Genomic DNA, 20,326 nt, shown 5'->3' on the forward strand with positions numbered 1-20,326 from the left:
AATGAAAATTTTGATCGTGGAAGATGATTTTATCAGCCGGACGGTGCTGCAGGAGATTCTGGCACCCTTCGGGATCTGTCACCAGGCGGTGGATGGCCGGGAGGCCCTAGCTGCCCATCGCCGGGCCTTGAACGAAGGGACCCCCTACAACCTGATCTGCCTTGACATCATGATGCCAAACCTGGACGGCCAGGAGACCCTGCGCCAGATTCGCGAGCTGGAGAAAGAGCGGGGCATCGGGGGCAGCGACATGGTCAAGGTGATCATGACCACCGCTCTCGACGATCCCAAAAGCATCATGACCGCCCTGGTCAAGGGTTCCTGCGAAGGCTATCTGGTCAAGCCGATCAGGCGTGACACCCTGCTGGCCAAATTGCGCGAACTCGGAATGATCCAGGAGTAGGTTGGGGCCATGACCAGCAGCAACAAGGTGGTCGGGGTGGGCGAATTCGCCGTTTCCGCCAACCCGGGTGAGAAGATCAAGACCTTCGCCCTGGGTTCCTGCGTGGCGGTTATTTTTCTCCACCGGCCCAGCCGTTCGGTGGGGCTGATCCATGTCGCCCTGCCCGACTCCGCAATCAGCCCCGATATCGCGGCCAAACGCCCCGGCTACTTTGCCGACACCGGCATTTCGGCCATTCTCAAGGATATGGCCACTCTGACCGGCACCGGAACCGGCAACGGCCTGGCCCGGGGGATGGTGGTCAAGATGGCCGGCGGGGCCAACGTGATGGACAGCAACAATACCTTCAACATCGGCAAACGCAACATCCTGGCCCTGAAGAAGATTCTCTGGCCCCTGGGAATGGGACCGACGGCCGAGGATGTGGGCGGCGGCTTCAGCCGGACGGTGACGGTGGGGGTGGCCAGCGGCCGGGTCATGATCAGCTGCGCCGGCAAGGGAGAATGGGAATTATGAATCGGCAGGAAAAAGAACAGGCCGTGGCCCGACAGATCGCCGAACTGCCCCTGCTCTCCAGCTCGGCCACCCAGCTACTGGCCCTTGGCGGCACCGCCGATCACGGTCTGGCCGAGATCGTCAGGATCGTCAAGCACGACGCGATCCTGACCTCCCGGGTACTCAAGGTGGTCAACTCCGCCGCCTATGCCCGCGCGGTGGAGATTCACGCCATCGATCACGCCGTCTCCCTGCTCGGCGAGGATATGGTGGTAGCGACAGCCCTGCATGAGGCCGCCGGGCTGTTGCTGGCCAAGAGATTGACGGGCTATGCCGCCGAGGCGGGGGAACTCTGGCGCCACAACCTCAAAACCGCCCTGGCCGCCAAATTGCTGGCCCCCAGGGCCAGGTCCCCGGTCAATGGCGAACTGGCCTTCACCTGCGGCCTGCTCCATGATTTGGGCAAGGTGGTGATCTCCGACTACCTGGAGCAGACCGCCGGCAAGATCCGTCAGGCCATCGAGCAGGGCCGGTTTCCTGACTACCTGGCGGCAGAACGGGCCATTCTGGGGATCGACCACGCCGAGGCCGGCTACAAAATCTGCCGCCGCTGGCAACTGCCTACTCCCCTGGCCGAATCCTGCCGCCACCATCATCAGCCGGCGGCGGCCGCCGAAAACTGGCAAGGGCTGCTGTACGTGGTCCACCTGGCCGACATCGTCGCCATGCTTTCCGGGGTCGGCACCGGAGCCGACACCCTGCAATACCGGCTGGATGGCGACTACGAGCGCCATCTCGAACTGGATGAAGCCGGCCTGAACGGCATCATGCTGGCGGTGGAACGGGAATTCGCCCAGGTTTGGGAAATCTTCTGCTGAGGGGAAAAATGAGAATAGCCATTGTGGATGATTCGTCCACGGCCAGGATGTTTATTCGACGCTGCCTGGAGATCGCCGGTTTTGGTGAAGCGGAGATCATCGAGGCCGAAAACGGCCGCGAAGCCCTGGAAAAGATCCGCCAAACTCCGGTGGACTTGCTGCTCACCGACCTGACCATGCCGGTGATGGACGGCCTGACCCTGCTAAGATGGCTCAAGGGCAACCCCAAACTGGCCGAACTGCCGGTGCTGGTGATCACCAGTGCCGGCAACCCGGCCCGCAAAAAGGAGCTGGTGGACCTGGGGGTGATGGGAGTGATCGACAAACCGGTTTCCCCGGCCAAACTGAGCCAGATCCTGCAACCGCTGCTCTCTTCCGAACAGGTGGTGGACAATCGCCCCTTCACCGAGGAGCATGATGATGACTGAACAAAGATCGGGCGACCGTGACGACTGGCTGGCCAGGATGCCGCAAGTAGCGGCGGAGGTCATGGAAAACACCGCCTTCAGCGAGGTGCGCCAGGCCCCCGACGAACCACGTTATGACCAGCAAGCGGGAGCGGTTTCCCTGGAGGTTCTGGAACCAACCGGGGGCCAATTTTCCCTCTTGATCGACCGGGGGTTGCTGACCAGCCTGACCCGGCTGGTTTACGCCTTACCGGACGAGGAGATTACCCCCGCCATGGCGGATGATCTGCTGGCGGAGCTGCTCAACACCATCGCCGGCCGCTTTCTGGCCGAAGTCCTGCCGCCGGAACAGGGGTTCAGCCTGGGAATCCCCAGAATAGAACCCGGTCCGGGGCCCGCCCCCCCTTGCCCCGCCCTGCGCTGGGACTTAACCGTGGACAACCTGCCCTTCACCCTGCTGTTTTGCCACTCATCGCCTTAACAAAAAAGGTTGTCAGCGGTTGGTGCCGTTGCTAAGTTGTCCGCCGTTACCCAACGCCCCCGGCGGGCAATTTAACGCGGTCCAATCCGGAGAATTTCTGATGCCGAAATATTTTGTCCTCGACACCAATGTCCTGCTGCACAACGCCGATTCCATCAGCTCTTTTGCCGACAACACGGTGGTGCTGCCCATGTCGGTCATCGAGGAACTGGACCGCTTCAAATCCCACAGCGATGAACTGGGCCGCAACGCCCGGCGGGTCATCCGCCAGCTTGACCGGCTGCGGGAAAAAGGGGCGCCTGGCCCATGGGGTGCCGTTGGAAACCGGCGGGATGGTGAAGATCTATCCCGAAAAGGGACAGGTGACGGATCCGGGCCTGGATCTGGCCGTGGCGGACAACCGCATTCTGGCGGTGGCCTACACCCTGCTGCAACAGGGCCACAAGGTGATTTTCGTCTCCAAGGATATCAATGCCCGCCTGAAGGCCGATGCCCTGGGGATTGAAGTGATGGACTTCGAGAAGCAGAAGGTCGCAGCAGGAACCCGAGTCCTTGCGACTGAAGGTGGATCGGCTGCTGCGCGACCATACCGTGGAGTTGGAGGCGCTCACCTATATCCGGGGCCGCTCCATTTCCCGGCAGTTCGTGATTATCGATGAGGCCCAGAACCTGACGCCCCACGAGATCAAGACCATTGTCAGCCGGGCTGACGAGGGAACCAAGATGGTGCTGACCGGCGATCCCTACCAGATCGACAACCCCTATCTCGATTCAAGCAGCAACGGTTTGACCTACGCCGTGGAGCGGTTGAAGGCGCTGCCGCTGCATGGCCATATCACCCTCAAACGCAGCGAGCGCAGCGATCTGGCCGCCGCCGCCGCCGATTACCTGTAACCGCCCCACCCTGGCCATGGCCCCGGCCGGGGTGGCTACCCGAGCAGCGCCGCCATTTCCGGCGGGATGGGACAGGAAAACTCCAGGGGGCGCTGATCGGCGGGATGGCGCATTTGCAATCCGGCACTGTGCAGGGCCTGGCGGGGTAGCCGCAAGTGGCGATGGTCGGCGGGGGTCAGGCCATCGGTCAGGAAGCGGAGGAAAAACTCTTCATCCGGGCCGTAGATCTTGTCGCCCACCACCGGAAAGCCCAAACTGCAAAGGGTGGCGCGAATCTGGTGGCAACGGCCGGTCAGCGGCCGGACTTCAAGCAGGCTGATTTTCCGCTGCAAAGCCAGGCGCCGGAAATGGGTGGCACAGGGCACGGCCCCGGCGGGTGCCGGCTGCCCCTGGGGGAAAAAGCGGCTTTTCTTGCGAATCCGGCTGGCCGGGTCCGGGGCCAGAAAGCCCACGGCCACCTGTTCACCGGGGGGGAATTCGCCCTCCACCAGAACCAGGTAATTTTTCCCAACCTGCTGCTCCCGCCACTGCCGGGCGCACTCCCGGGCCGCCGCCCGGTTCTTGGCCACCAGCACCAGACCGGAGGTTTCCCGGTCCAGCCGGTTGACCAAAAGCGGCTGGACCAACCCTCCCCGCTCCCGCAGCAGCCACCAGAGGGTATGGCGAAAATAACGCCCACCGGGATGACAAGGCAACGGGGCCGGCTTGTTCACCACCAGCAGATCATCATCCTCATAAACCACGCTGAAGTCCGCCGCCACCGGCGGCTCCGCCAACTCCGCCCCCTGGTAGGAAACCTGGTCGGCGGCAACAAGGATCCGCTCCGGGGCCACCGGCTCGCCGTTCACCCGCAGGCGACCGGCGGCCAATTCCCGCCGCCACTGCTCCCGGGTCAGATAGGTAAACCGCCCGGCGACAAAATCCAGCACAGACCCCCCGGCCTGGCCGGCTTCGACCCGCACCGCGCAAACTCTTTCCGGCCCAGTCGGCTTCAATAAATCGGTTTTCGGCATAGTTCAAGCTTGGATAGTAAGAGGCGGTACTCTCCGCTTTTGCGGAGCCATCAGTTTTTGTGCGGCAATAACCTCCCGTGAAATCCGGATGACACTCGTCTTACGTTATCTTCACCGACCAAGCAATAGGAGAAAAGCCCCAGGGTAACCGCACAACAAGATCGACCAGTTCTTCTCCCTCGGCACCCTGCGCAAACGGGCCTGCGTCCGCAAGCCCCAAAATTCAGCAGGCGACCTGTCCTTTCGGACAGGTTACAACGGGCTGATTTGGTGATAGAAAAGCAGTAAAGAGCCAACCGTTGATCAGGCTGGGAGCCTAAAACAATTGGGAGCTGGGACCATGAACCGCAAAATTATGCTGCAAATGCTGATACTGGTTTCATTGTTTTTACTTGCGGGTTGCTCCGGGGGTGGGAGTTCGGGGCCGGTGGCGGTGGGCGACGCGCCCGGCGACAACCCAACTGACCCGCCGCCGACCGGCGGGACGGAGCCCCCGGTTTACGAGGGACTCGCCGGTTTCGACTTTACCCTGCAGGAGGGGGACTATTGGGAATATCTCTGGAGTTCCCAACGCTCTGCAAATGATGATGGGGTCTTTCGCCTCACCCTGGGCGCCCCCGTCATCCTGGACGGCAGGACGGCCTTCCCGGTGACGGTGACGGGAAAGCCGGTGGGGCGGGCCGGCGATCTGACCCATATCGCGGTCGAGAACAACCAGGTGCTGACCTCGATCGACGGGGCGACTTTTCAGGTGAATTTCGATGCCGGCGACGCCGGTGGGCAGATGGGTTTATTAGGTTACCTTGGGGAAGCTGATTGGTATGCCGCCTACGCCACGTCCACCGAGACGGTCGCCGACGGGACCTCGGTATACAGGCTCGGCGCGGCGGTTGACAACCCATTGTGCCAGACCATCGCCGGGGTAACGATCTGCGGCACGGAAGCTTCTTACATAGAAAAATATGAATATTACAAGCCGGGGATTGGGGCCGTCGCTTATCACTCCTACGAATCCTACACCTATACCGGCGGCGGCTACACCAGCACCCACAGATTTCGGACCACGATTAATATCGTCAACAGCTCGTTGAGCGCGCCCGACGGCTTCAAGCCGGTCAGCCCCTGGCGGTGGCAAGCGGCGAATCCGGTGGCATTCAGCGGTTACAACTCAGGCGCCACGCTGCTGGATGGCCGCATCTACATGATCGGCGACGACAGCAAGCTTTACCACTATGACCTTGCCAGCCGCCAGTGGGGCGAAGGTGCCCCGCCTCCAGAGGGCTGCTATACTGCCGTCGCCCAGCCTTACGCTTCGCGGATTTACTGGTTTGGCGGGTTTACCTGGGGGGCGGAAATCTATGGCGCGGTTTGCAGTTTTGACCCCGAAACCGGCTTTTGGGCCCAGGAGGATGCCTTTAGCTTTGTCGGCTTGGGAGGGCATCGCACGAAACAGCACGGGGCGGCCCTCCTGCCCAGCGGCGGGGTGGATCGCTACGCGGTTTTCCTGGCCAACTTCGATAAGAATGTCTATTTTTATGACTTCTGGGAGGGGGAGCATGCGCTGTGGTCGCCTTCGGCTTATCCGGGGGCGGAATCTTACCGGTCGCTGGCGGTTCACGATGAAAAACTGTACGTCTTTGGGGGAACCCCCGATAGCCTCAACATGGTGAATTACAAGATAGATCCCTACCAGGAAATGCCCACCTGGATCCGGTTGGCCGACACGCCCCTGGGGAGTGCCTCCGGCAAACCCGTGGTTCTCGATGGCAAGATTTACCTCATCCTTTCCCAAAACCAGATGTACGATCCCCTGACCGATTCCTGGACCATCCAGTCCGCCCCCTTTTTTGAGGCGCAGGCCGCTGTTGCCTACGACAATAAGATTTACGTTGTGACCAGCAACAGCGTCCTGGCATATGATCCGTCCGCCGAACCGTAAGGGTGGTGGTGATGGAAATTCCGGCTGGATGACCACTGACTTTTTCCCCCTTGCGTCGGCGGCAGTGAGCGGCCTGCACCGAAACGATGTGCTTTTGGTCCACCGGCATGCTATGGTTTAGCAGGCAGTCGCGCCAGGCGTTTGACCTCCCCCGTTAGTGGGAGGGGCGGTGCCCTGCAAGTGTTGGCCAATCTGGCCCGGCATCCGATTTGCCGGGTAACCACCAGGGTGGGGGACCCGATGTACAACCCATTACGAACTCAACCGGAAGAACGGACGGTTCGTCGACGACCGGCGCCGGCCGCTGCCGAGGTGGCCGGCGCCGCTGCCGGGCTGCCCCGTTATTTGCGCGAGGCGACTCCGGACGCCGGGGTGGCCGATGCCGGAGGGGGGCCGACCGATGCCGCCGTGCCGCTGCCGGCGGGGGTGCCGGCGGCCGAAGCGGTCCCGGCCACGCCGCCCACCGGCCCCGATGCCTGCGCTACTCCGGCGGAGGAGGAGCGCAAGGAGCGTTTCCGCAACCGTAAATTTTCGGTCATAAACTACCGCCCCTCGGCGGGCTACGGCAAGTTTGATGCCTTCTACTGGCCGCGCCTGTCACGAATGGCGGCGGTGGTACGGATGAAATTCAACTACGTGCAGGCCGTCGACACCCCCAGTCCGCTGACTCTGCTGGGGATGTGGCGGGCCGGGCAGAATATCCGCCGCTTCTTCTGGAGCGACGCCGAGAAGCGCCAGTTCGCCCGCGATTATGTGCAGCGGGTCGCCCACCGCTGGTCGTTCGCCCACGCTTTCCGCTCGAGTAAACCCTGCTGGCCCTTTGTCGCCTGGCCCTACGTGACCCCCCTGGCGGTGGGCCTGGAGTCGCTGGCCCATTTCAGCATCACGGTACAGAAGTCGTCGGGGCCGGGCATCGACTACGCTTCCGGGGTGGCGGCCCGCAATCCCGGCACCGCCGGCTGGCGGGGCAGCGGCACCTTTCGCTCCTCCGATGTCCGGGAGGCGGCCAGCTTCAATTCGGTGCATGTCGCCCGTTCGGAACGGCGGCGTCTGGAGCGGGCGGTCACGGCGGCGACCGCGTCACCGGTGCTGTTCGCCAAAAACAGTGATCTGCTGCAGCCCCCCTATCTGGCCCGAGTGCGCACCCTGGCGGCGGCCATGATGGCCAAAAACCCGTCCGATCCGGCGGTGCCGATGGTCTGCGCCGGTTTTGCCAGTGCCGAGGGGAGGGCGGAACACAACCAGCGGCTGTCGCAGCGGCGGGCCGAGGCGGTGGGCGACGAGCTGCGGCGGGCCGGGGTACCGCAGCCGGTGGTGGTCAGCGCCCGTGGGGCGGTCGGTGATCCCAACGACGCCGCCAATCGCAAGGTTGAAATCGCTCCCTCCACCACCTTTGAAACCAGCTATGCCGCCAACCGCTACTCGGTGGCCGAGCACGAGTTCGGCCACGCTTTGGGGCTGCCGGACGAATACGTCAACCGGACCAGTGGGGTGCTGGGCGACAAACAGACCGCCTTCGCCAACCTGGCCCAGGCCGCCGGGGTGGCGCCACCGGATCGCTGGGGGGAGAGAACCTCCAGCCTGATGTCGGCCGGGGTCGATGTGTTGCCCCGCCACTATCTGACCATCTGGGAGGCTCTGGGCCATATGACCACCCCGGATATCACCCGCGACCAATGGCGCATCGGCTGATGCCGCCGCTTTCCATCGAGTATCGCCGCCTTGGCCTGTTGCCCACCTGCCTGGGCAATGAGGCGCTCCGGGTGAGTGGCGATGGCGAGATCCGGCACCGCAAAAACCACCGGGAATGCGAGACGGATCAGTTGTGGAGCGAACCGTGGCGGCTGATTGGTCGATTGGAGCAGGAACATTTGGCCGATTTGTGGCAAGCGGTGGCGGCCACGGAATCGCTGGCCCCGCTGACCGCCCTCGCGGAGGACGAGGAGGACGAGGAGGATGGTGGTTACGAGGAACTGCTTATCGTCGAGAAGGAGAGCACTCGTCGCTATCTAATGCGCGACTTTGCCCGGCGACCCGTCCTGGCCGAGGTGGCGCGAAGGCTGTGGGACGCCCTGGCCCGGGCAAAAATGGTTGCCGGCAGCACCAGTGTCCAGGCGGCAGACGGGAATGGCGTCTGACCCCATTCCCCCTTCCCATCATTTTTGCAAACTCTTGGTCACATCGATGAGCAGACTCGCGGTGAGCCGCGAGCGCTCGATCATGCCGACGAAACGCTGCACTTCGTCCACCGCCGGCAGCCGTTCGACGCCAAGGGTTTCCATGCGCTGCAGGGCCTGGAATTTATCGGTGCCGGTGGGGATTGCGTCGTTAGCCGCAACAAACCCAGGCAACTGCGCCAGCTTCTTGGTATCAGTCTGGTTCAACCAACGCGCCAGGTCATCTGCGCGATAAGGGGCATTGGAATTCTGCAACAGTTCGGTAAGCGCGCGGGCGTCAACGATGCCGAAAAAACGCCCATCGGGATGTTCGATGATGAGATATTTGAAGAAGGGCTGGCGCGAGAGTGCCGCAAAATATTCCTCGATGGCCGGCCCCCAGTAGCCGCCATGTCCAAGGCGAAACAGCAGGCCTTCGGTGCGCCGTTCAATCAATTGTGGAATCTTGCTCACCGCCTCTTTGGGATCGAGGCGCACCGGCTCGGCAGGCACTCCGGTCAAAGGTTCCACCTGCTGGTCGATGCTGACTTCGCCGGCCTTGACAAAGGCGGATTCTATCTTGAGTCCGCCCTCACCGATTTCGAGGGTCTGCAACTTGCCGGTGACCAGCAAAAAGACCACCACCGGTACAACCGCCACCACAATGTCGGAGGGCTTAACCTCAAAGCGGCTGTTTTTTGCCCGCAGCAACACCAGTGCAGCAAGAATGGCCAGAAAACTACCGACTGACAGGATGATGGCGGCGTCCATGGCAGACTCCCCTCAGGCACCAGATAGGTGATAGTAATTTCCTTTCGGCCGCCCTGACAGAAAAACGAATCATCGATGACAACCCCATGCAACTTGCCCCTCAAAAACCGACACTTCATCGTCAATAAAGGCTGCCGATCGGCATGTCAAGAAAAATAGTAAGCCGCCCGGCGACAAAATCCAGCCCCAGCCCCTACCCCTTCCGAAACGCCACGCGGATGCAACCAGGGTGGCCGCACAAACTTGACCTCCGTTTTATAATCACCTAGATTGTACCGTGCCGCAACAAATGCGAGCATCGGTCAAGATCCGCAATTACCTGCAAATAAAAACGAGCAAGGAAAAGGACATATTATTATGAAGATAGTTGGAGTTTCGGCCAGCGCCAGAAAAAACAAATCCACCCGTTTTCTCCTGGAGCAATGTCTTGATGAGCTAAAGGAGAGTGCCGCGGCCCAGGGCAAGGGCAAGGGCCTGGAGGTAGAGGTCATTGACCTGGCGGCGCTGCGTTTTCATGGCTGCCTGGCCTGCGACACCTGCAAAAAGGGGGTTAAATGCAGCCAACAGGACGATTTTCAGGAGCTTATCCCCAAGCTCGCCGCCCCCGAGGTGGCAGGAATCATCGTGGCCACCCCGGTTTATATGGGCTGTATGTCGAGTCAGGCCAAAGCCTTTCTTGACCGCACAGTGCTCTTCAGGCGCAACGGTTTCATGTTTAAAAACAAGCTGGGCGGCGTCATCGCGGTGGGAGGTTCGCGCAATGGCGGCCAAGAGTTGACCATCCAGGCGGTACACGCGGCCATGATGATCCACGACATGATCATTGTCGGAGATGGCGATCATTTCGGCGGCACCGGCTGGGCCAACCATTCCGATGGCCACCAGGGCGATACCACTGGTATTGCCACCGCCAGAAATCTTGGCCGGCGCATGGCCGAGGTGGCAGCCCTGATGCGGGAGTAGGCCACCCCTGCCAAATATGACAGACTAACCCCGTGGACGGGGAATGGCATCGACCCATCCCCCGTCCATGCCCCCAACCGGTCCTCTCATTTTTTGGCCTTCAGCAGATCCCCAAGGGAGGCAAAGGGGGTTGAACTGGCCACCCCTTCCGGCTTTTCCCCCGGTCGGATGGCGCCATAGGAGTCGGCAACGCTCTGACGATCATGCTGGTTGTCATGGCAGTAGATGCACAACAGCTCCCAGTTGCTGCCGTCGGGCGGGTTATTGTCGTGGTTGTGATCCTTGTGGTGGACGGTGAGGTCGCGCAATTTCTTGCCGCTGAACTCGCGACCGCAGGCCCCGCAGACCCAGGGATAGAGCTTGAGCGCCTGCTCCCGATAACTCTGGGCTCGTTTCTCCCTTTCCCGCTGGGCCTCGGTCAGGGCCGCCGGCTTGTCTGCTCTTTTCACGAACGCCTCCCGGTGGGAATCAAGTTCCCCGTAGGTTATGGAACCGATCAATACTTAATTGCACATTATAACAACCGCTTTATGATAAGCGTATCGCTTTTAAAATATGTCGAGGACGACATGGAAAAATCTCTCTCTATGATTACCGAGCCCAAGAGCCAAGGCCAAAGCCCTGACTTGCAAACCATTGTCATTGAAACTGAAATGATCAGACTGGGTCAGTTTCTGAAAATGGCCGCCCTGGTCAGCACCGGCGGAGAGGCCAAACTACGCATTCAACAGGGCGAGGTAAAGGTCAACGGGGTGGTGGAAAATCAACGGGGAAAGCAGTTGCGGGATGGTTTCGTGGTGGAAATCGGCGGGAAGGCCTACCGGATCAGCTCAACCGCGGCAGCATGCTCTGAGAAAGCGGGGCAACAGAATCCTTGACGCAAGAGGATCGGCTTTGCTAGCCTGTTTGCATGGGGGAGTGGCCGATGTTTCTTTTTTTTACCATCCATCCCCAGCGACCTGACGCAGCCGAAACCCCGACGAGGTCGGACATTTTGACCAACACCTTGGTTTGTGAAAGCAACCCCGTCTTGGAGCGCACCAGCCCGTTCTCATATGCGTGCCGTGCGTGTGGCCGTTGCTGTCACAATAAACGTATTCAAACAAACCCCTACGAAATCCTGCGATTGGCGCGCAACCGGTCGATATCGACCGGCGAATTTATTCACACCTTTCTCGAAGTCAACGGTCCTTACCTGCGGATTCGGGATGACGCCGCATGCGTTTTTCTCGCGGATGGCGGTTGCGCGGTGCACCCAGACCGGCCCTTGGCGTGCCGCACCTATCCGCTGGGTCGCTGGGTCGACAGCCGCGGGCGGGAGACGTTCCGGGAACTGAAATCCTCCCCCCAATGCGAAGGAGTGTACGGAGAGTCCGGAACGGTGGACGCCTTCTTGGGCGAACAGGGCGCGCAGCCGTACATGGATGCGGCAAACAGATACCAGGCCCTCTTCTACCGGATCTTTGAAACCTTGCAGCGGATTATCAGGAATGACGCCGACCTGCCCGAGCAGACCCGCAACGCCATCGCCGCCGGAGGGGCAGGGCAACGCCCGGATATCATGAAGTGGCTCGACGTGGATGGGATGGTTGCCGCCGCCTGCCAGAAACGGGGAACCTCCGTTCCCTTGGAGATGGATCAACTCGTGACCCTGCACATCGCAACCATGGAAGAGTTGGCGATCCCGCCAAAAGGAGAAGAGGGATGAAGAAAAAAACAGCAGAGAAAAAGCACTCAACGACCCTTAATCTTGCCGTTGCGACTTTAACCCTCGGAATGACCTTGGGCATTGGCACCGACAGCGTGTTCGCGCTGGAAAACGAGAAGGTTATTACCGACTCCGGGAACCGTGGTGCCGTCGGCACATTCCCCAAGGTGGAGCGGCCTGGAACGACTTTCCCGAAGGTGGAGCGGCCTGGAACGGCTTTCCCGAAGGTGGAGCGACCCGGAACGGCTTTCCCGAAGGTGGAGGCGCCCGGAACGGCTTTCCCTAAGGTGGAGCGACCTGGAACGGCTTTCCCGAAGGTGGAGAAACCCGGAACGGCTTTCCCTAAGGTGGAGAGACCTGGCGCGGAATTTCCCAAAAGGGATCTCCCCACCTATGACACCCACAAGTAACCCGACTCGCCCACTTAACCGCGCCCAAGGAGGATGCGTCCTAGGCCTGGTGGCGGTTGGACGCGTCCTTGCCTTCCGGGAGATTGGTCATGAAAAAAATCATCGCTCTGCTTTGTGTCGCTGTGGTGACGCTTGTCCTGCCGGATACCGGCCCGGCTGAGCCACGGGAAAATTCAGATCTCACCCGGCCCGGTCTCGCGATCCGCTCCGTAATCACCAACCTGGCTCAGCCCGGGGGCGCTTTCCAGCTGAGCAACTTTATCAGCACTCCGGCCAAAGATGGCGCCATGGCCGCCTGGCGGGTGGATCTCAAGGTGACCAAGGCGATCGCCGCCGACACTTACGCGTTGCAATCACATTTTGTCGATAATCGCGGGGAAAGGCTGCTCGCCGGCGAGGATATTGTGCTGCCGGCCGGCACCGCGGGCAAGGTTTTCACCCTTACCCGCTCCTATGAAGCGCAGCCGGCAATCGCCGGGGTGGTTTTGACCCTGGTTGACCGGGCGCAGGGGATGACCATGGTTGAGCACTCTTATCCACTGACTGCCGCTGCCCCCTCGCCCGCGGGAGCTTCACGGGGGTTCGCCAAACCGGGTGTCCCGCAGCAGGTTGCCGGCAGCGCCCCGCCCCTTGACCTGGAACTGCGCTACAGCCTGCGAGCCTTCAGCGAAAAAAGCTCCAGTAAGGTTTGCCTCAAAAACGAGTCGGCCCTCGCCGTAAAGGTTGATCCCGCCTGGTTGATCTACGATTTTGCCGTCGGGGTTGACGGCAAATACCCGGCCTCTTTCTCCGGCCGAAACCTTGAGCCCGGCGGTGAGGTTTGTGCCGAACTCTCCGAGCGGATAATTGCCTGCCCGACCTTGCAGCATATTGACCTGACGATGCATCTAAACGGCAATCCTTTCCACGAGAGGATTTTCACCTATGAGCTTTTGCTGCAACCGATTGACGTTAGCCCGGAAGTGAGCTTTCAGACCCGCTGGGCGGCTGATATTGACGACAGGGATGCCAACGTCAATGTTTACGTCGTCTATGACGGTAATTTTGTTCGGCCGGAAGGCGTGGTCATCCTCAAGGGGGAAGCCGAGATCGACGGCAGCAGCCGTTTTCCGGTGAACATCACCATGTCCCAGGGAGAGCGATCCCTCGGGGGCTGGGGGCAGATCAACAGCACCAGAAAACGGAGGCCCCAGAGCTTCTGCATCAACCTGCTTGAAATAATTACCGACGACTCCCTGCTCTGCGGTGGAGTCGGGGTCAACCTTTTCAGGCACAAAGGCGGTGATTTTCTTTTTGAGAAAAACTGTATGTAACCCGACCAGAATATTGACTGCCAGCGTCCTGATTTTTCGCTGTTGAAAAAAGGCAGCGACTCCTGGAAACTTTTCATGACCTCAACAGCGCGCTGTTGTTTTTCGGGCAGGTCGGCACCCCGAATCCGGTCGGTTTTACCTTGACAGTCCTGGAATTCTGCCGCTAGAAGAAGAAAAACCGGCCGGAAGAAAAGCCCATAACCAGGCTCCCGCCCTAACCGCTGCCATCGGCCGGCGACCGAGATCAATGATAACCCAGCCTACCCAACAATGACCACCGAATTTAGAAAACTTCCCTGGGCTAACGGCCCCGCCGGCCAGCCCCGCCGGGTGGGGATTGAGATCGAAATGGCCGGGGTGGACCTGGGCACCATGGCCGAAGCGGTTCAGACCGAGTTCGGCGGCCGGGTGGAACGCCTCAACCCCTTTCTCAGCCGGGTCCGGGTGCCGGAATTCGATGATTTCGTCATCGAACTGGACGCCCGGGTCCTGCAGGACCGCCGCTACCGGGAGCATCTGCGCGCCTTAGGCATCGAACTGGACGACGAGGACCGCGAAACTTTAGAGCAATGGCTGGCCGACGCCGCCGGGATCCTGGTGCCCCACGAGATCGTGGCCCCCCCCCTGCCGCTGAGCGCCCTGCCCCGCCTGGACCGGGTGCGGGCCGACCTCCAGCAAAAAGGCGCCAAGGGCACCCAGTCTTCCCTGCTGTACGCCTTTGGTCTGCAGATCAATATCGAAGCCCACAGCCTTGGCGCGGAGTGGCTTACCGCCATCCTGCGGGCCTTTGTCCTGCTGAACGAGGCCCTGCTCAAGGCCGGCAACATCGACTTAACCCGCCAGCTTTCCCCCTATATCCGCCCCTTTCCCGGCAGCTACATACGCCTGATCCTGCAACCGGATTACCAGCCGACCATGGCGCGGTTGATCGACGACTACCTGGAATACAACCCCACCCGCAATCGGCCCCTGGACATGCTGCCGCTGTTTGCCGAAATCGACCGGGAGCGGGTCTGGGCGGCGCCGGTGGAGCATGAGCTGATCAAGCCCCGGCCGGCCCTGCATTACCGGCTGCCCAACTGCGAGATCGACGACCCCGCCTGGAGCCTGGCCCAACCCTTCAACGGTTGGGCCGAGGTGGAACACCTGGCGGCCAACCGGCAACAACTGCAAGCCGCCGCCGCCCAATACCTGCAACGCCCGGCCCAGGCCCTGGGGCAATTCACCGACCAGTGGACGGAACGGATCCGTGGCTGGTTCTGAGCCAGCCAAAAGCAGAACGCCGACGCCACGGTTTCGCCCCACGGTGGCCGTCACCGGGCCGGATCGCGGCGGCTGGCCGGCCTGGTTTTTCACCGCCTGGGCGGTGCGCCGGGCCGGGGGCCGCCCCTTCCGGGTACGTCCCGGCAAACCACAAAGAGGACGCCCTTTCGACGCCCTGCTCGTCGGCGGCGGCGCCGATGTGGACCCGGAACTCTACGACAACGGCGAGGAAGGGCCCGCGCCCCAAGAGATCAAAGGGGCGGAAAAACGCTTCAACCAACGCCTGTTCGGCTACTTTTTCTACCCCCTGCTGTGGGTTTTGCGGCTGATCTTTCAGTCCCACGGCGGCACCCTGGATAATGACCGGGATTTGCTGGAAAAAAACCTGATCAGCCAGGCCCTGGCGACAGGCAAGCCGATCCTGGGCATCTGTCGCGGCATGCAACTGCTCAACGTGGTGCGGGGCGGGACCCTGAACCGGGACCTCAGCGGTTTCTACGCCGAAACCCCGAAAGTACGAAGCCTGCTGCCGGTAAAAAAGGTCCATTTGCAAGAAGATTCACAACTGGCGCGGATTTTTGTCGCCACCACGGTGCAGGTCAACGCCCTGCACGACCAGGCGGTGGCCACCCTTGGCCACCAACTGCGGGTCGTCGGCCGGGAGAGCAACGGGGTCATTCAGGCCATCGAGGCCACCGACCGCTGGTGCATCGGCGTTCAGTGGCATCCGGAATATTTGCCCCAGAAAAATGTTCAGCAGCGCCTTTTCCGGGCCTTGATCAAAGCGAGCAGAAAATCTTGCCGTTCGGGCGGAGACACTGTTTTGCCCTAAGGAGAAAAAATCCGATGAAAGTTGCAGACTGGCTGGATCAGCAGGAAGCCGCAGGCGTTGATCTCTCGCAAATCGCCTTGCCCAAGGAGATGGCCTTCGACCAGGATGCCGATGAAACCATCTATTTCAAAGAGATCAAGCCCTGTGGGATGTTGTGCAAAAAGAACCACCCCTTTGCCACGGTCCAACGCTTCGGCCACTGGTACCACGCCAGAGGCCAGGACAGGAGGGCCGGCATCCATTCAACTGCAATGAGGTGGCACCTCTTTACCAGAGATAGGGCGCTTGCCCTCCGGATCGCCCAAGAGCGCCTGGAATAAAGGCTCCCCCGCCCGGAGTCTCCCGGCTGGGGCGAACTTGCAAGGAGGCTGGAGGAATCGGTTATGTTCTTAATCAAAGTGGCGGGCCTGGATATTACCGTTATTAAACCAAACCGCCATGGCCCGGCCGGCGCCATTCATGGCGATTTGCGGGCCAGCGGGGCCTGGGGAACTACTCCCGATATTGCGCGGTGCGTTGTCCCAGGAGGTGCCGTTAAAATAGCTGACCACAATAAGCTTTTCGCTGCCGGATGACAGGTGCCAGATCGCCATGGCGTTGCCGGAGCCATCCATGGCGATCTGGGGATAGCGCGCGTCGTAAATCTCCAAGGGATCTAATGAGATCCGCGTGGCCGTACCCCAGGAGGTGCCGTCAAAAAAGTTGGCCCCGATGAAATAACGGCCGTTGTCGGCAAGTTGTTCCCAAACAGCGATGGCCTGGCCCGCGGCATCCATAACCACCCGGGGATTAGAGGCGTTGCCCTCTAATGAAAAATCGATAGCCGTGGCCTCTGTCCCCCAGGCCGTGCCGTTAAAATAGCGAGCCCGGACGGTTTCGCGCGTGCCATTCGATAGCCGCCAGATCGCCATGGCCTGGCCGGAGCCATTCATGGCGATCTGCGGCGCGTGGGCGTCATAGAGATTAATGTTTTCAATCAGCGCGGCCGTGCCCCAGGCAGCACCGTCAAAAGAGTTGGCCCAGATGTTGGTAAAACCGCCGCCCACCCCCTGCTGCCAGACCGCCATGGCCTGGCCGCCGCCTGCCCTGGCGATCCGGGGATAATAGGCAAAATTGCCCGCGCTACAAGTGCCAATGGGCGCTCCGTCGGTCTCCCAATCAGCACCGTTGAATTGTTTGGCATAAATACAGGTACTGTCGCCGCCTCCTTGGGCGACATATTGGTGCCAGACCGCGATGGGATGGCTCGCGGCACCCATGGCAACGTCGGGTGAATGCGCCGAGGCTCCGTAGACCTGTTGGGCATCACTCCAGGCAGCGCCGTTAAAATAGTTGGCCCAGATGTAATATTTGTTGTCGGTATCGAGTTGGTGATAGATGGCCACGGCGTTACCGGAACCATCCATGGCAACTCGCGGCTGCTCCGCCCAATTGCCGGATTGATAGGTGCTCAGACGCTCGGGCTCTCCCCAGGAGCTGCCGTTGAAATAGTTGGCCCGAATATGTTTGTAATCGCCGTCGGTTCCGTGCCAGACCGCCACGACCTTGCCGGCGTCATCCATGGCGATTTGCGGCAAGGCAGCACTGTCTGTGGTGAAGCCAATATTCTGGACGGTACCCCAGTCGGGCGTGCGGGGGGGGGGGGGAGTCGGTGTGCTGTCGCCACCACCTCCGCCACAGGAGGCGATCACCACTGGCAATAGAACCGTACTCAAAAGCACGGCGAAGCGTCTTCTGTGCTGGAGGTCGGGCTTCATCTCTTTTGATCCTTTTATATGATAGGAAAACGCTCTTTCAAGCCCTGCCCCAAAACGGGCATACAGGAGATACCCGCAGACCCACCGGCAAAAACATTCATACTCATATGCAATAGCGGTTGCCGACCGGCCTGTCAACAAAGAAACAGTTTGCCGGCCCTTGGCGTCAAGGACCGGCAAGGTCAAACCTTGGGTGGCATAAACGTAAAAAAATCTCAACCCGGGTTATCGCCCCGCCGTTGGCGCTGGCGGAAGAAGATCCGCAGGGGTACCTGGTCCAGGCCCAGGGCATCGCGGAAGCGATTGACCAGGAAACGGGAGTAGGAGAAGTGGATCCCCTTGGGGTCGTTGGCAAAGATGATCAAAGTGGGCGGCCGGCTGCTGATCTGGGTGACATAGTAGAGTTTGAGGCGCCGCCCCTTATGCATGGCCGGAGGATGGGCCGCCACCGCTTCGCTGAGAATTTTGTTGAGGCGGGGGGTGGAGAACTCGCGGCTGTACTGCTCGTGGACTTTGTCCAACAGGGGAAAGAGCTTGCCGATGCCGATCCCGGTGAGGGCCGAAACCTTGTGCACCGGGGCATAACCGGCAAAATGGACCGCCCGCTCCACCTCGGCCAGCAGATGCTCCTGGCGCTTGCGGTCGCTCTTCAGCAGATCCCACTTATTAAGCAGGACCAGGCAGGCCCGGCCCCGCTCCAGCCCGTAACCGATGACCTTGGTATCCTGCTCGGTCACCCCCTCTTCGGCGTCGATCAGGATCAGGGCCAGATCGCAACGTTCCAGGGTGTGCAAGGCCCGAACCACGCTGAATTTTTCCACCCGCTCCCGAACCTTGCCCTTGCGCCGGATTCCGGCGGTATCGATCAGCAGATAGTTTTTATCCCCCTTGGTCAGCATGGTATCCACCGAATCCCGGGTGGTGCCGGGCAGATCGGAAACCACCATCCGCTCCTCCCCCAGCAGCCGGTTGACCAGCGATGATTTGCCCACATTGGGCCGGCCGATGAAGGCAATCTTGATGGTGTCCGGCGGCGGCGCCGATTCGGCGGCCTGATCCGGGGGCAGCTCCGCCACCACCTGGTCGAGAACGTCACTCAAGCCCAGGCCGTGGGCGGCGGAGAGGGGCCAGAGCTGATCCACCCCCAGTTCGTAAAAGGGGGGCAGCAGGCGGGCGGCCTGATCCGGAGCGTCGATCTTGTTGACCAGATAGAGAACCCTCTTGCCGGAGCGGCGGAGAATATCCACCACATCCCGATCTTCGGGCATCACCCCCTCCCGGCCATCCAGCAGGAAAAGGACCATGTCGGCCTCGGCCACCGCCAGCCTGGTCTGCTCCTGGATCAGGGGGTTGATCCTGGACTCTTGATCGCTTTCGATCCCGCCGGTGTCGATCAGCATGAAGGTGCGCTCGTTCCAGGTCACCTTTTCATAATGGCGGTCCCGGGTCACCCCGGGGGTGGGATCGACAATCGCCTTGCGGCTGCCGGCAATCCGATTGAAGAGGCTGGACTTACCCACGTTGGGCCGCCCAATCAGCGCCACCAGCGGCAGGGTATTATTCGTGGTCATGACCTTTCTGTTCCAGGTTGATTTTTTCGGGCAAGGTGGCCGCCAGCTGCCGCAGAAGCGGGAAACGGTGGCCCTCGGGCATCTCGTTGAGTAGCGAAACCAGTTGCCCGGCGGCGGGCCGCAGATAGTTCCGAAAGAATTGTTTGCCCCGCCGCCGGGTTAGAAAGGCAAAGGCCCCCAGAACCTGGAGATTACGCTGGAGGGCCAAAAAATACCAACCCCGCCGGAAATTTTCCCGGTCCAGATCCGGCAGCAGTTCCGCAACCCTTGCCAGGTAGAAATCGAAAAGGGCGGCCCGCAGATCAGGAGCCAGGGCGGCGTAGGGATCGTTGAGCAGGGCGGCCAGATCGTAGGCCAACGGCCCCAGGCGGGCCCCCTGATAATCAATGATCCGAATCCGGTCGCCCTGGAGCATCAGGTTGCGGCACTGGTAGTCCCGATGGAGGACAAAGTCGGCGGGTTGCCCGGCGGCCAGTTCGGCCAGCAGTTCAAATTCGGCGGCCAGTGGGGCGGACAGCTCTCCCCAGCCCAGCCAATCGCGACCCAGGGCCTGGTAAAAATAGCCGGACTCCCGCTCCCGCATCAGGCGCCGGTCGTAGCGGCGGGTATCCCAGCAGGCGTCCACGGGAAAACCGGGCCGGGCTTTAACCTGCAGGAGCAGCAGGGCCTCGATGGCCCGGCGGTAATAAGCGGCGATCTCCCGGGCCGCCGGCCGCGCCCGCAACCAGTGATGGAGCAGAAGATCCCCCAGATCTTCCAGCAGCAGAGCGCCGCTGGCCGGATCAAAGCCATGAATCCGCGGCACCGGCACCCCGGCTCGCCCCAGATGGCGACCGATCGCTTCGGCGGCGGCGGCTTCGGCCAGCCCCTGGGCATCGGCGTTCCCCGGCAGCACCAGCAGCAGGGTGGTGGTGTCGGCCCCGCGGCAACGATAGAAACGCCGATCGGAACCATCCCCGGCCAGGACCTCCACCGTCGCCGGCCCCTCCCCCGCCCCGGTCAACCGCCGCCAAAGCTCTCCGATCACCTCAGCGCTCAATCCTTCACCCCGCCATCCTTCCGGCCCCGGCGC

23 protein-coding genes and 1 pseudogene are annotated in these 20,326 nt (G+C 61.3%); 17 read left to right on the forward strand and 7 right to left on the reverse strand.

The annotated features are described in order from the left end of the window. Nucleotide 1 precedes the first annotated feature (1 nt). From ACHHRT_RS05005 to ACHHRT_RS05025, 5 genes are read left to right on the forward strand one after another with little or no spacing between them, the layout of a single operon-like run. Complete coding sequence (locus ACHHRT_RS05005; RefSeq protein WP_395498335.1) at nucleotides 2–403, forward strand: response regulator; 402 nt, start codon at nucleotides 2–4, stop codon at nucleotides 401–403. Nucleotides 404–412: 9 nt separating this feature from the next. Next, nucleotides 413–919, forward strand: a complete 507-nt coding sequence (locus tag ACHHRT_RS05010) for a chemotaxis protein CheD (protein ID WP_395498337.1) — start codon at nucleotides 413–415, stop codon at nucleotides 917–919. Continuing rightward, on the forward strand, nucleotides 916–1,776 hold the full coding sequence (locus ACHHRT_RS05015) for an HDOD domain-containing protein (RefSeq protein WP_395498339.1): 861 nt from the start codon (nucleotides 916–918) through the stop codon (nucleotides 1,774–1,776). The genes ACHHRT_RS05010 and ACHHRT_RS05015 overlap by 4 nt, the downstream gene beginning before the upstream one ends. Nucleotides 1,777–1,784: 8 nt before the next feature. Next, nucleotides 1,785–2,204, forward strand: a complete 420-nt coding sequence (locus ACHHRT_RS05020) for a response regulator (protein ID WP_395498341.1) — start codon at nucleotides 1,785–1,787, stop codon at nucleotides 2,202–2,204. Continuing rightward, nucleotides 2,197–2,664 carry a hypothetical protein gene (locus tag ACHHRT_RS05025; RefSeq protein WP_395498343.1) on the forward strand — a complete coding sequence of 156 codons (468 nt, stop codon included), beginning with the start codon at nucleotides 2,197–2,199 and terminating at the stop codon, nucleotides 2,662–2,664. The genes ACHHRT_RS05020 and ACHHRT_RS05025 overlap by 8 nt, the downstream gene beginning before the upstream one ends. A 12-nt stretch (nucleotides 2,665–2,676) precedes the next feature. On the opposite strand, the gene ACHHRT_RS05030 is transcribed toward ACHHRT_RS05025, so the two are convergent. Beyond that, entirely contained in the window at nucleotides 2,677–2,928 is a 252-nt protein-coding gene (locus ACHHRT_RS05030; protein WP_395498436.1) for a hypothetical protein, read from the reverse strand. Here ACHHRT_RS05030 and ACHHRT_RS05035 point away from each other — a divergent pair. Beyond that, nucleotides 2,819–3,558 (forward strand): annotated as a pseudogene (locus ACHHRT_RS05035) (PIN domain-containing protein). The gene ACHHRT_RS05030 and the pseudogene ACHHRT_RS05035 sit on opposite strands and share 110 nt — an antisense overlap. Nucleotides 3,559–3,593: 35 nt before the next feature. On the opposite strand, the gene ACHHRT_RS05040 reads toward ACHHRT_RS05035, so the two are convergent. Continuing rightward, the gene (locus tag ACHHRT_RS05040) at nucleotides 3,594–4,553 is read right to left on the reverse strand and encodes an RluA family pseudouridine synthase (RefSeq protein ID WP_395498345.1); all 960 of its coding nucleotides are present in this window, start codon (nucleotides 4,551–4,553) and stop codon (nucleotides 3,594–3,596) included. 358 nt (nucleotides 4,554–4,911) lie between these two features. Between ACHHRT_RS05040 and ACHHRT_RS05045 the strand changes: the two genes are divergently transcribed. The 3 genes from ACHHRT_RS05045 to ACHHRT_RS05055 all read left to right on the forward strand — a co-directional run bounded on the left by ACHHRT_RS05045 (nucleotide 4,912) and on the right by ACHHRT_RS05055 (nucleotide 8,648). Then, nucleotides 4,912–6,510 carry a Kelch repeat-containing protein gene (locus ACHHRT_RS05045; RefSeq protein ID WP_395498346.1) on the forward strand — a complete coding sequence of 533 codons (1,599 nt, stop codon included), beginning with the start codon at nucleotides 4,912–4,914 and terminating at the stop codon, nucleotides 6,508–6,510. Nucleotides 6,511–6,750: 240 nt separating this feature from the next. After that, entirely contained in the window at nucleotides 6,751–8,202 is a 1,452-nt protein-coding gene (locus ACHHRT_RS05050; RefSeq protein WP_395498348.1) for an OmpA family protein, read from the forward strand. Then, complete coding sequence (locus ACHHRT_RS05055) at nucleotides 8,187–8,648, forward strand: hypothetical protein (RefSeq protein ID WP_395498350.1); 462 nt, start codon at nucleotides 8,187–8,189, stop codon at nucleotides 8,646–8,648. Before ACHHRT_RS05050 ends, ACHHRT_RS05055 begins: the two co-directional genes overlap by 16 nt. Nucleotides 8,649–8,666: 18 nt before the next feature. On the opposite strand, the gene ACHHRT_RS05060 is transcribed toward ACHHRT_RS05055, so the two are convergent. After that, on the reverse strand, nucleotides 8,667–9,437 hold the full coding sequence (locus ACHHRT_RS05060; protein WP_395498352.1) for a hypothetical protein: 771 nt from the start codon (nucleotides 9,435–9,437) through the stop codon (nucleotides 8,667–8,669). 357 nt (nucleotides 9,438–9,794) lie between these two features. Between ACHHRT_RS05060 and ACHHRT_RS05065 the strand changes: the two genes are divergently transcribed. Further along, a complete protein-coding gene (locus ACHHRT_RS05065; protein WP_395498354.1) occupies nucleotides 9,795–10,400 on the forward strand; it encodes a flavodoxin family protein in 606 nt (201 codons plus the stop codon). 86 nt (nucleotides 10,401–10,486) lie between these two features. Here ACHHRT_RS05065 and ACHHRT_RS05070 read toward each other — a convergent pair whose 3' ends face one another. Further along, the gene (locus ACHHRT_RS05070) at nucleotides 10,487–10,849 is read right to left on the reverse strand and encodes a YajD family HNH nuclease (RefSeq protein WP_395498356.1); all 363 of its coding nucleotides are present in this window, start codon (nucleotides 10,847–10,849) and stop codon (nucleotides 10,487–10,489) included. A gap of 138 nt (nucleotides 10,850–10,987) precedes the next feature. On the opposite strand from ACHHRT_RS05070, the gene ACHHRT_RS05075 reads away from it, so the two are divergent. From ACHHRT_RS05075 to ACHHRT_RS05105, 7 genes are all read left to right on the forward strand, one after another. Continuing rightward, nucleotides 10,988–11,278: an RNA-binding S4 domain-containing protein gene (locus tag ACHHRT_RS05075; protein ID WP_395498430.1), complete on the forward strand. Its 291-nt coding sequence runs from the start codon at nucleotides 10,988–10,990 to the stop codon at nucleotides 11,276–11,278. 47 nt (nucleotides 11,279–11,325) lie between these two features. Continuing rightward, the gene (locus tag ACHHRT_RS05080) at nucleotides 11,326–12,108 is read left to right on the forward strand and encodes a YkgJ family cysteine cluster protein (RefSeq protein WP_395498358.1); all 783 of its coding nucleotides are present in this window, start codon (nucleotides 11,326–11,328) and stop codon (nucleotides 12,106–12,108) included. Continuing rightward, a complete protein-coding gene (locus ACHHRT_RS05085) occupies nucleotides 12,105–12,518 on the forward strand; it encodes a hypothetical protein (RefSeq protein ID WP_395498360.1) in 414 nt (137 codons plus the stop codon). The genes ACHHRT_RS05080 and ACHHRT_RS05085 overlap by 4 nt, the downstream gene beginning before the upstream one ends. An 89-nt stretch (nucleotides 12,519–12,607) precedes the next feature. Continuing rightward, entirely contained in the window at nucleotides 12,608–13,831 is a 1,224-nt protein-coding gene (locus ACHHRT_RS05090; protein WP_395498362.1) for a hypothetical protein, read from the forward strand. 270 nt (nucleotides 13,832–14,101) lie between these two features. Then, nucleotides 14,102–15,094, forward strand: coding sequence for an amidoligase family protein (locus ACHHRT_RS05095; RefSeq protein ID WP_395498364.1), 993 nt, complete (start codon nucleotides 14,102–14,104; stop codon nucleotides 15,092–15,094). Further along, a complete protein-coding gene (locus ACHHRT_RS05100) occupies nucleotides 15,081–15,926 on the forward strand; it encodes a gamma-glutamyl-gamma-aminobutyrate hydrolase family protein (RefSeq protein WP_395498366.1) in 846 nt (281 codons plus the stop codon). The genes ACHHRT_RS05095 and ACHHRT_RS05100 overlap by 14 nt, the downstream gene beginning before the upstream one ends. Before the next feature lie 14 nt (nucleotides 15,927–15,940). Beyond that, nucleotides 15,941–16,246 (forward strand): hypothetical protein, encoded by a 306-nt coding sequence (locus ACHHRT_RS05105; RefSeq protein WP_395498368.1) that lies wholly within the window; start codon nucleotides 15,941–15,943, stop codon nucleotides 16,244–16,246. A 69-nt stretch (nucleotides 16,247–16,315) separates the two neighbouring features. Here ACHHRT_RS05105 and ACHHRT_RS05110 read toward each other — a convergent pair whose 3' ends face one another. From ACHHRT_RS05110 to ACHHRT_RS05120, 3 genes are all read right to left on the reverse strand, one after another. Beyond that, a complete protein-coding gene (locus ACHHRT_RS05110) occupies nucleotides 16,316–17,683 on the reverse strand; it encodes a hypothetical protein (protein ID WP_395498370.1) in 1,368 nt (455 codons plus the stop codon). Between the two features lie 215 nt (nucleotides 17,684–17,898). Beyond that, entirely contained in the window at nucleotides 17,899–19,254 is a 1,356-nt protein-coding gene (der, locus tag ACHHRT_RS05115) for a ribosome biogenesis GTPase Der (protein WP_395498372.1), read from the reverse strand. After that, a complete protein-coding gene (locus ACHHRT_RS05120) occupies nucleotides 19,241–20,293 on the reverse strand; it encodes an aminoglycoside phosphotransferase family protein (RefSeq protein WP_395498373.1) in 1,053 nt (350 codons plus the stop codon). Before ACHHRT_RS05120 ends, der begins: the two co-directional genes overlap by 14 nt. Nucleotides 20,294–20,326: the final 33 nt, after the last annotated feature.

This window comes from Desulfurivibrio modestus, from assembly GCF_044068625.1.
Classification (GTDB): Bacteria; Desulfobacterota; Desulfobulbia; order Desulfobulbales; family Desulfurivibrionaceae; genus Desulfurivibrio.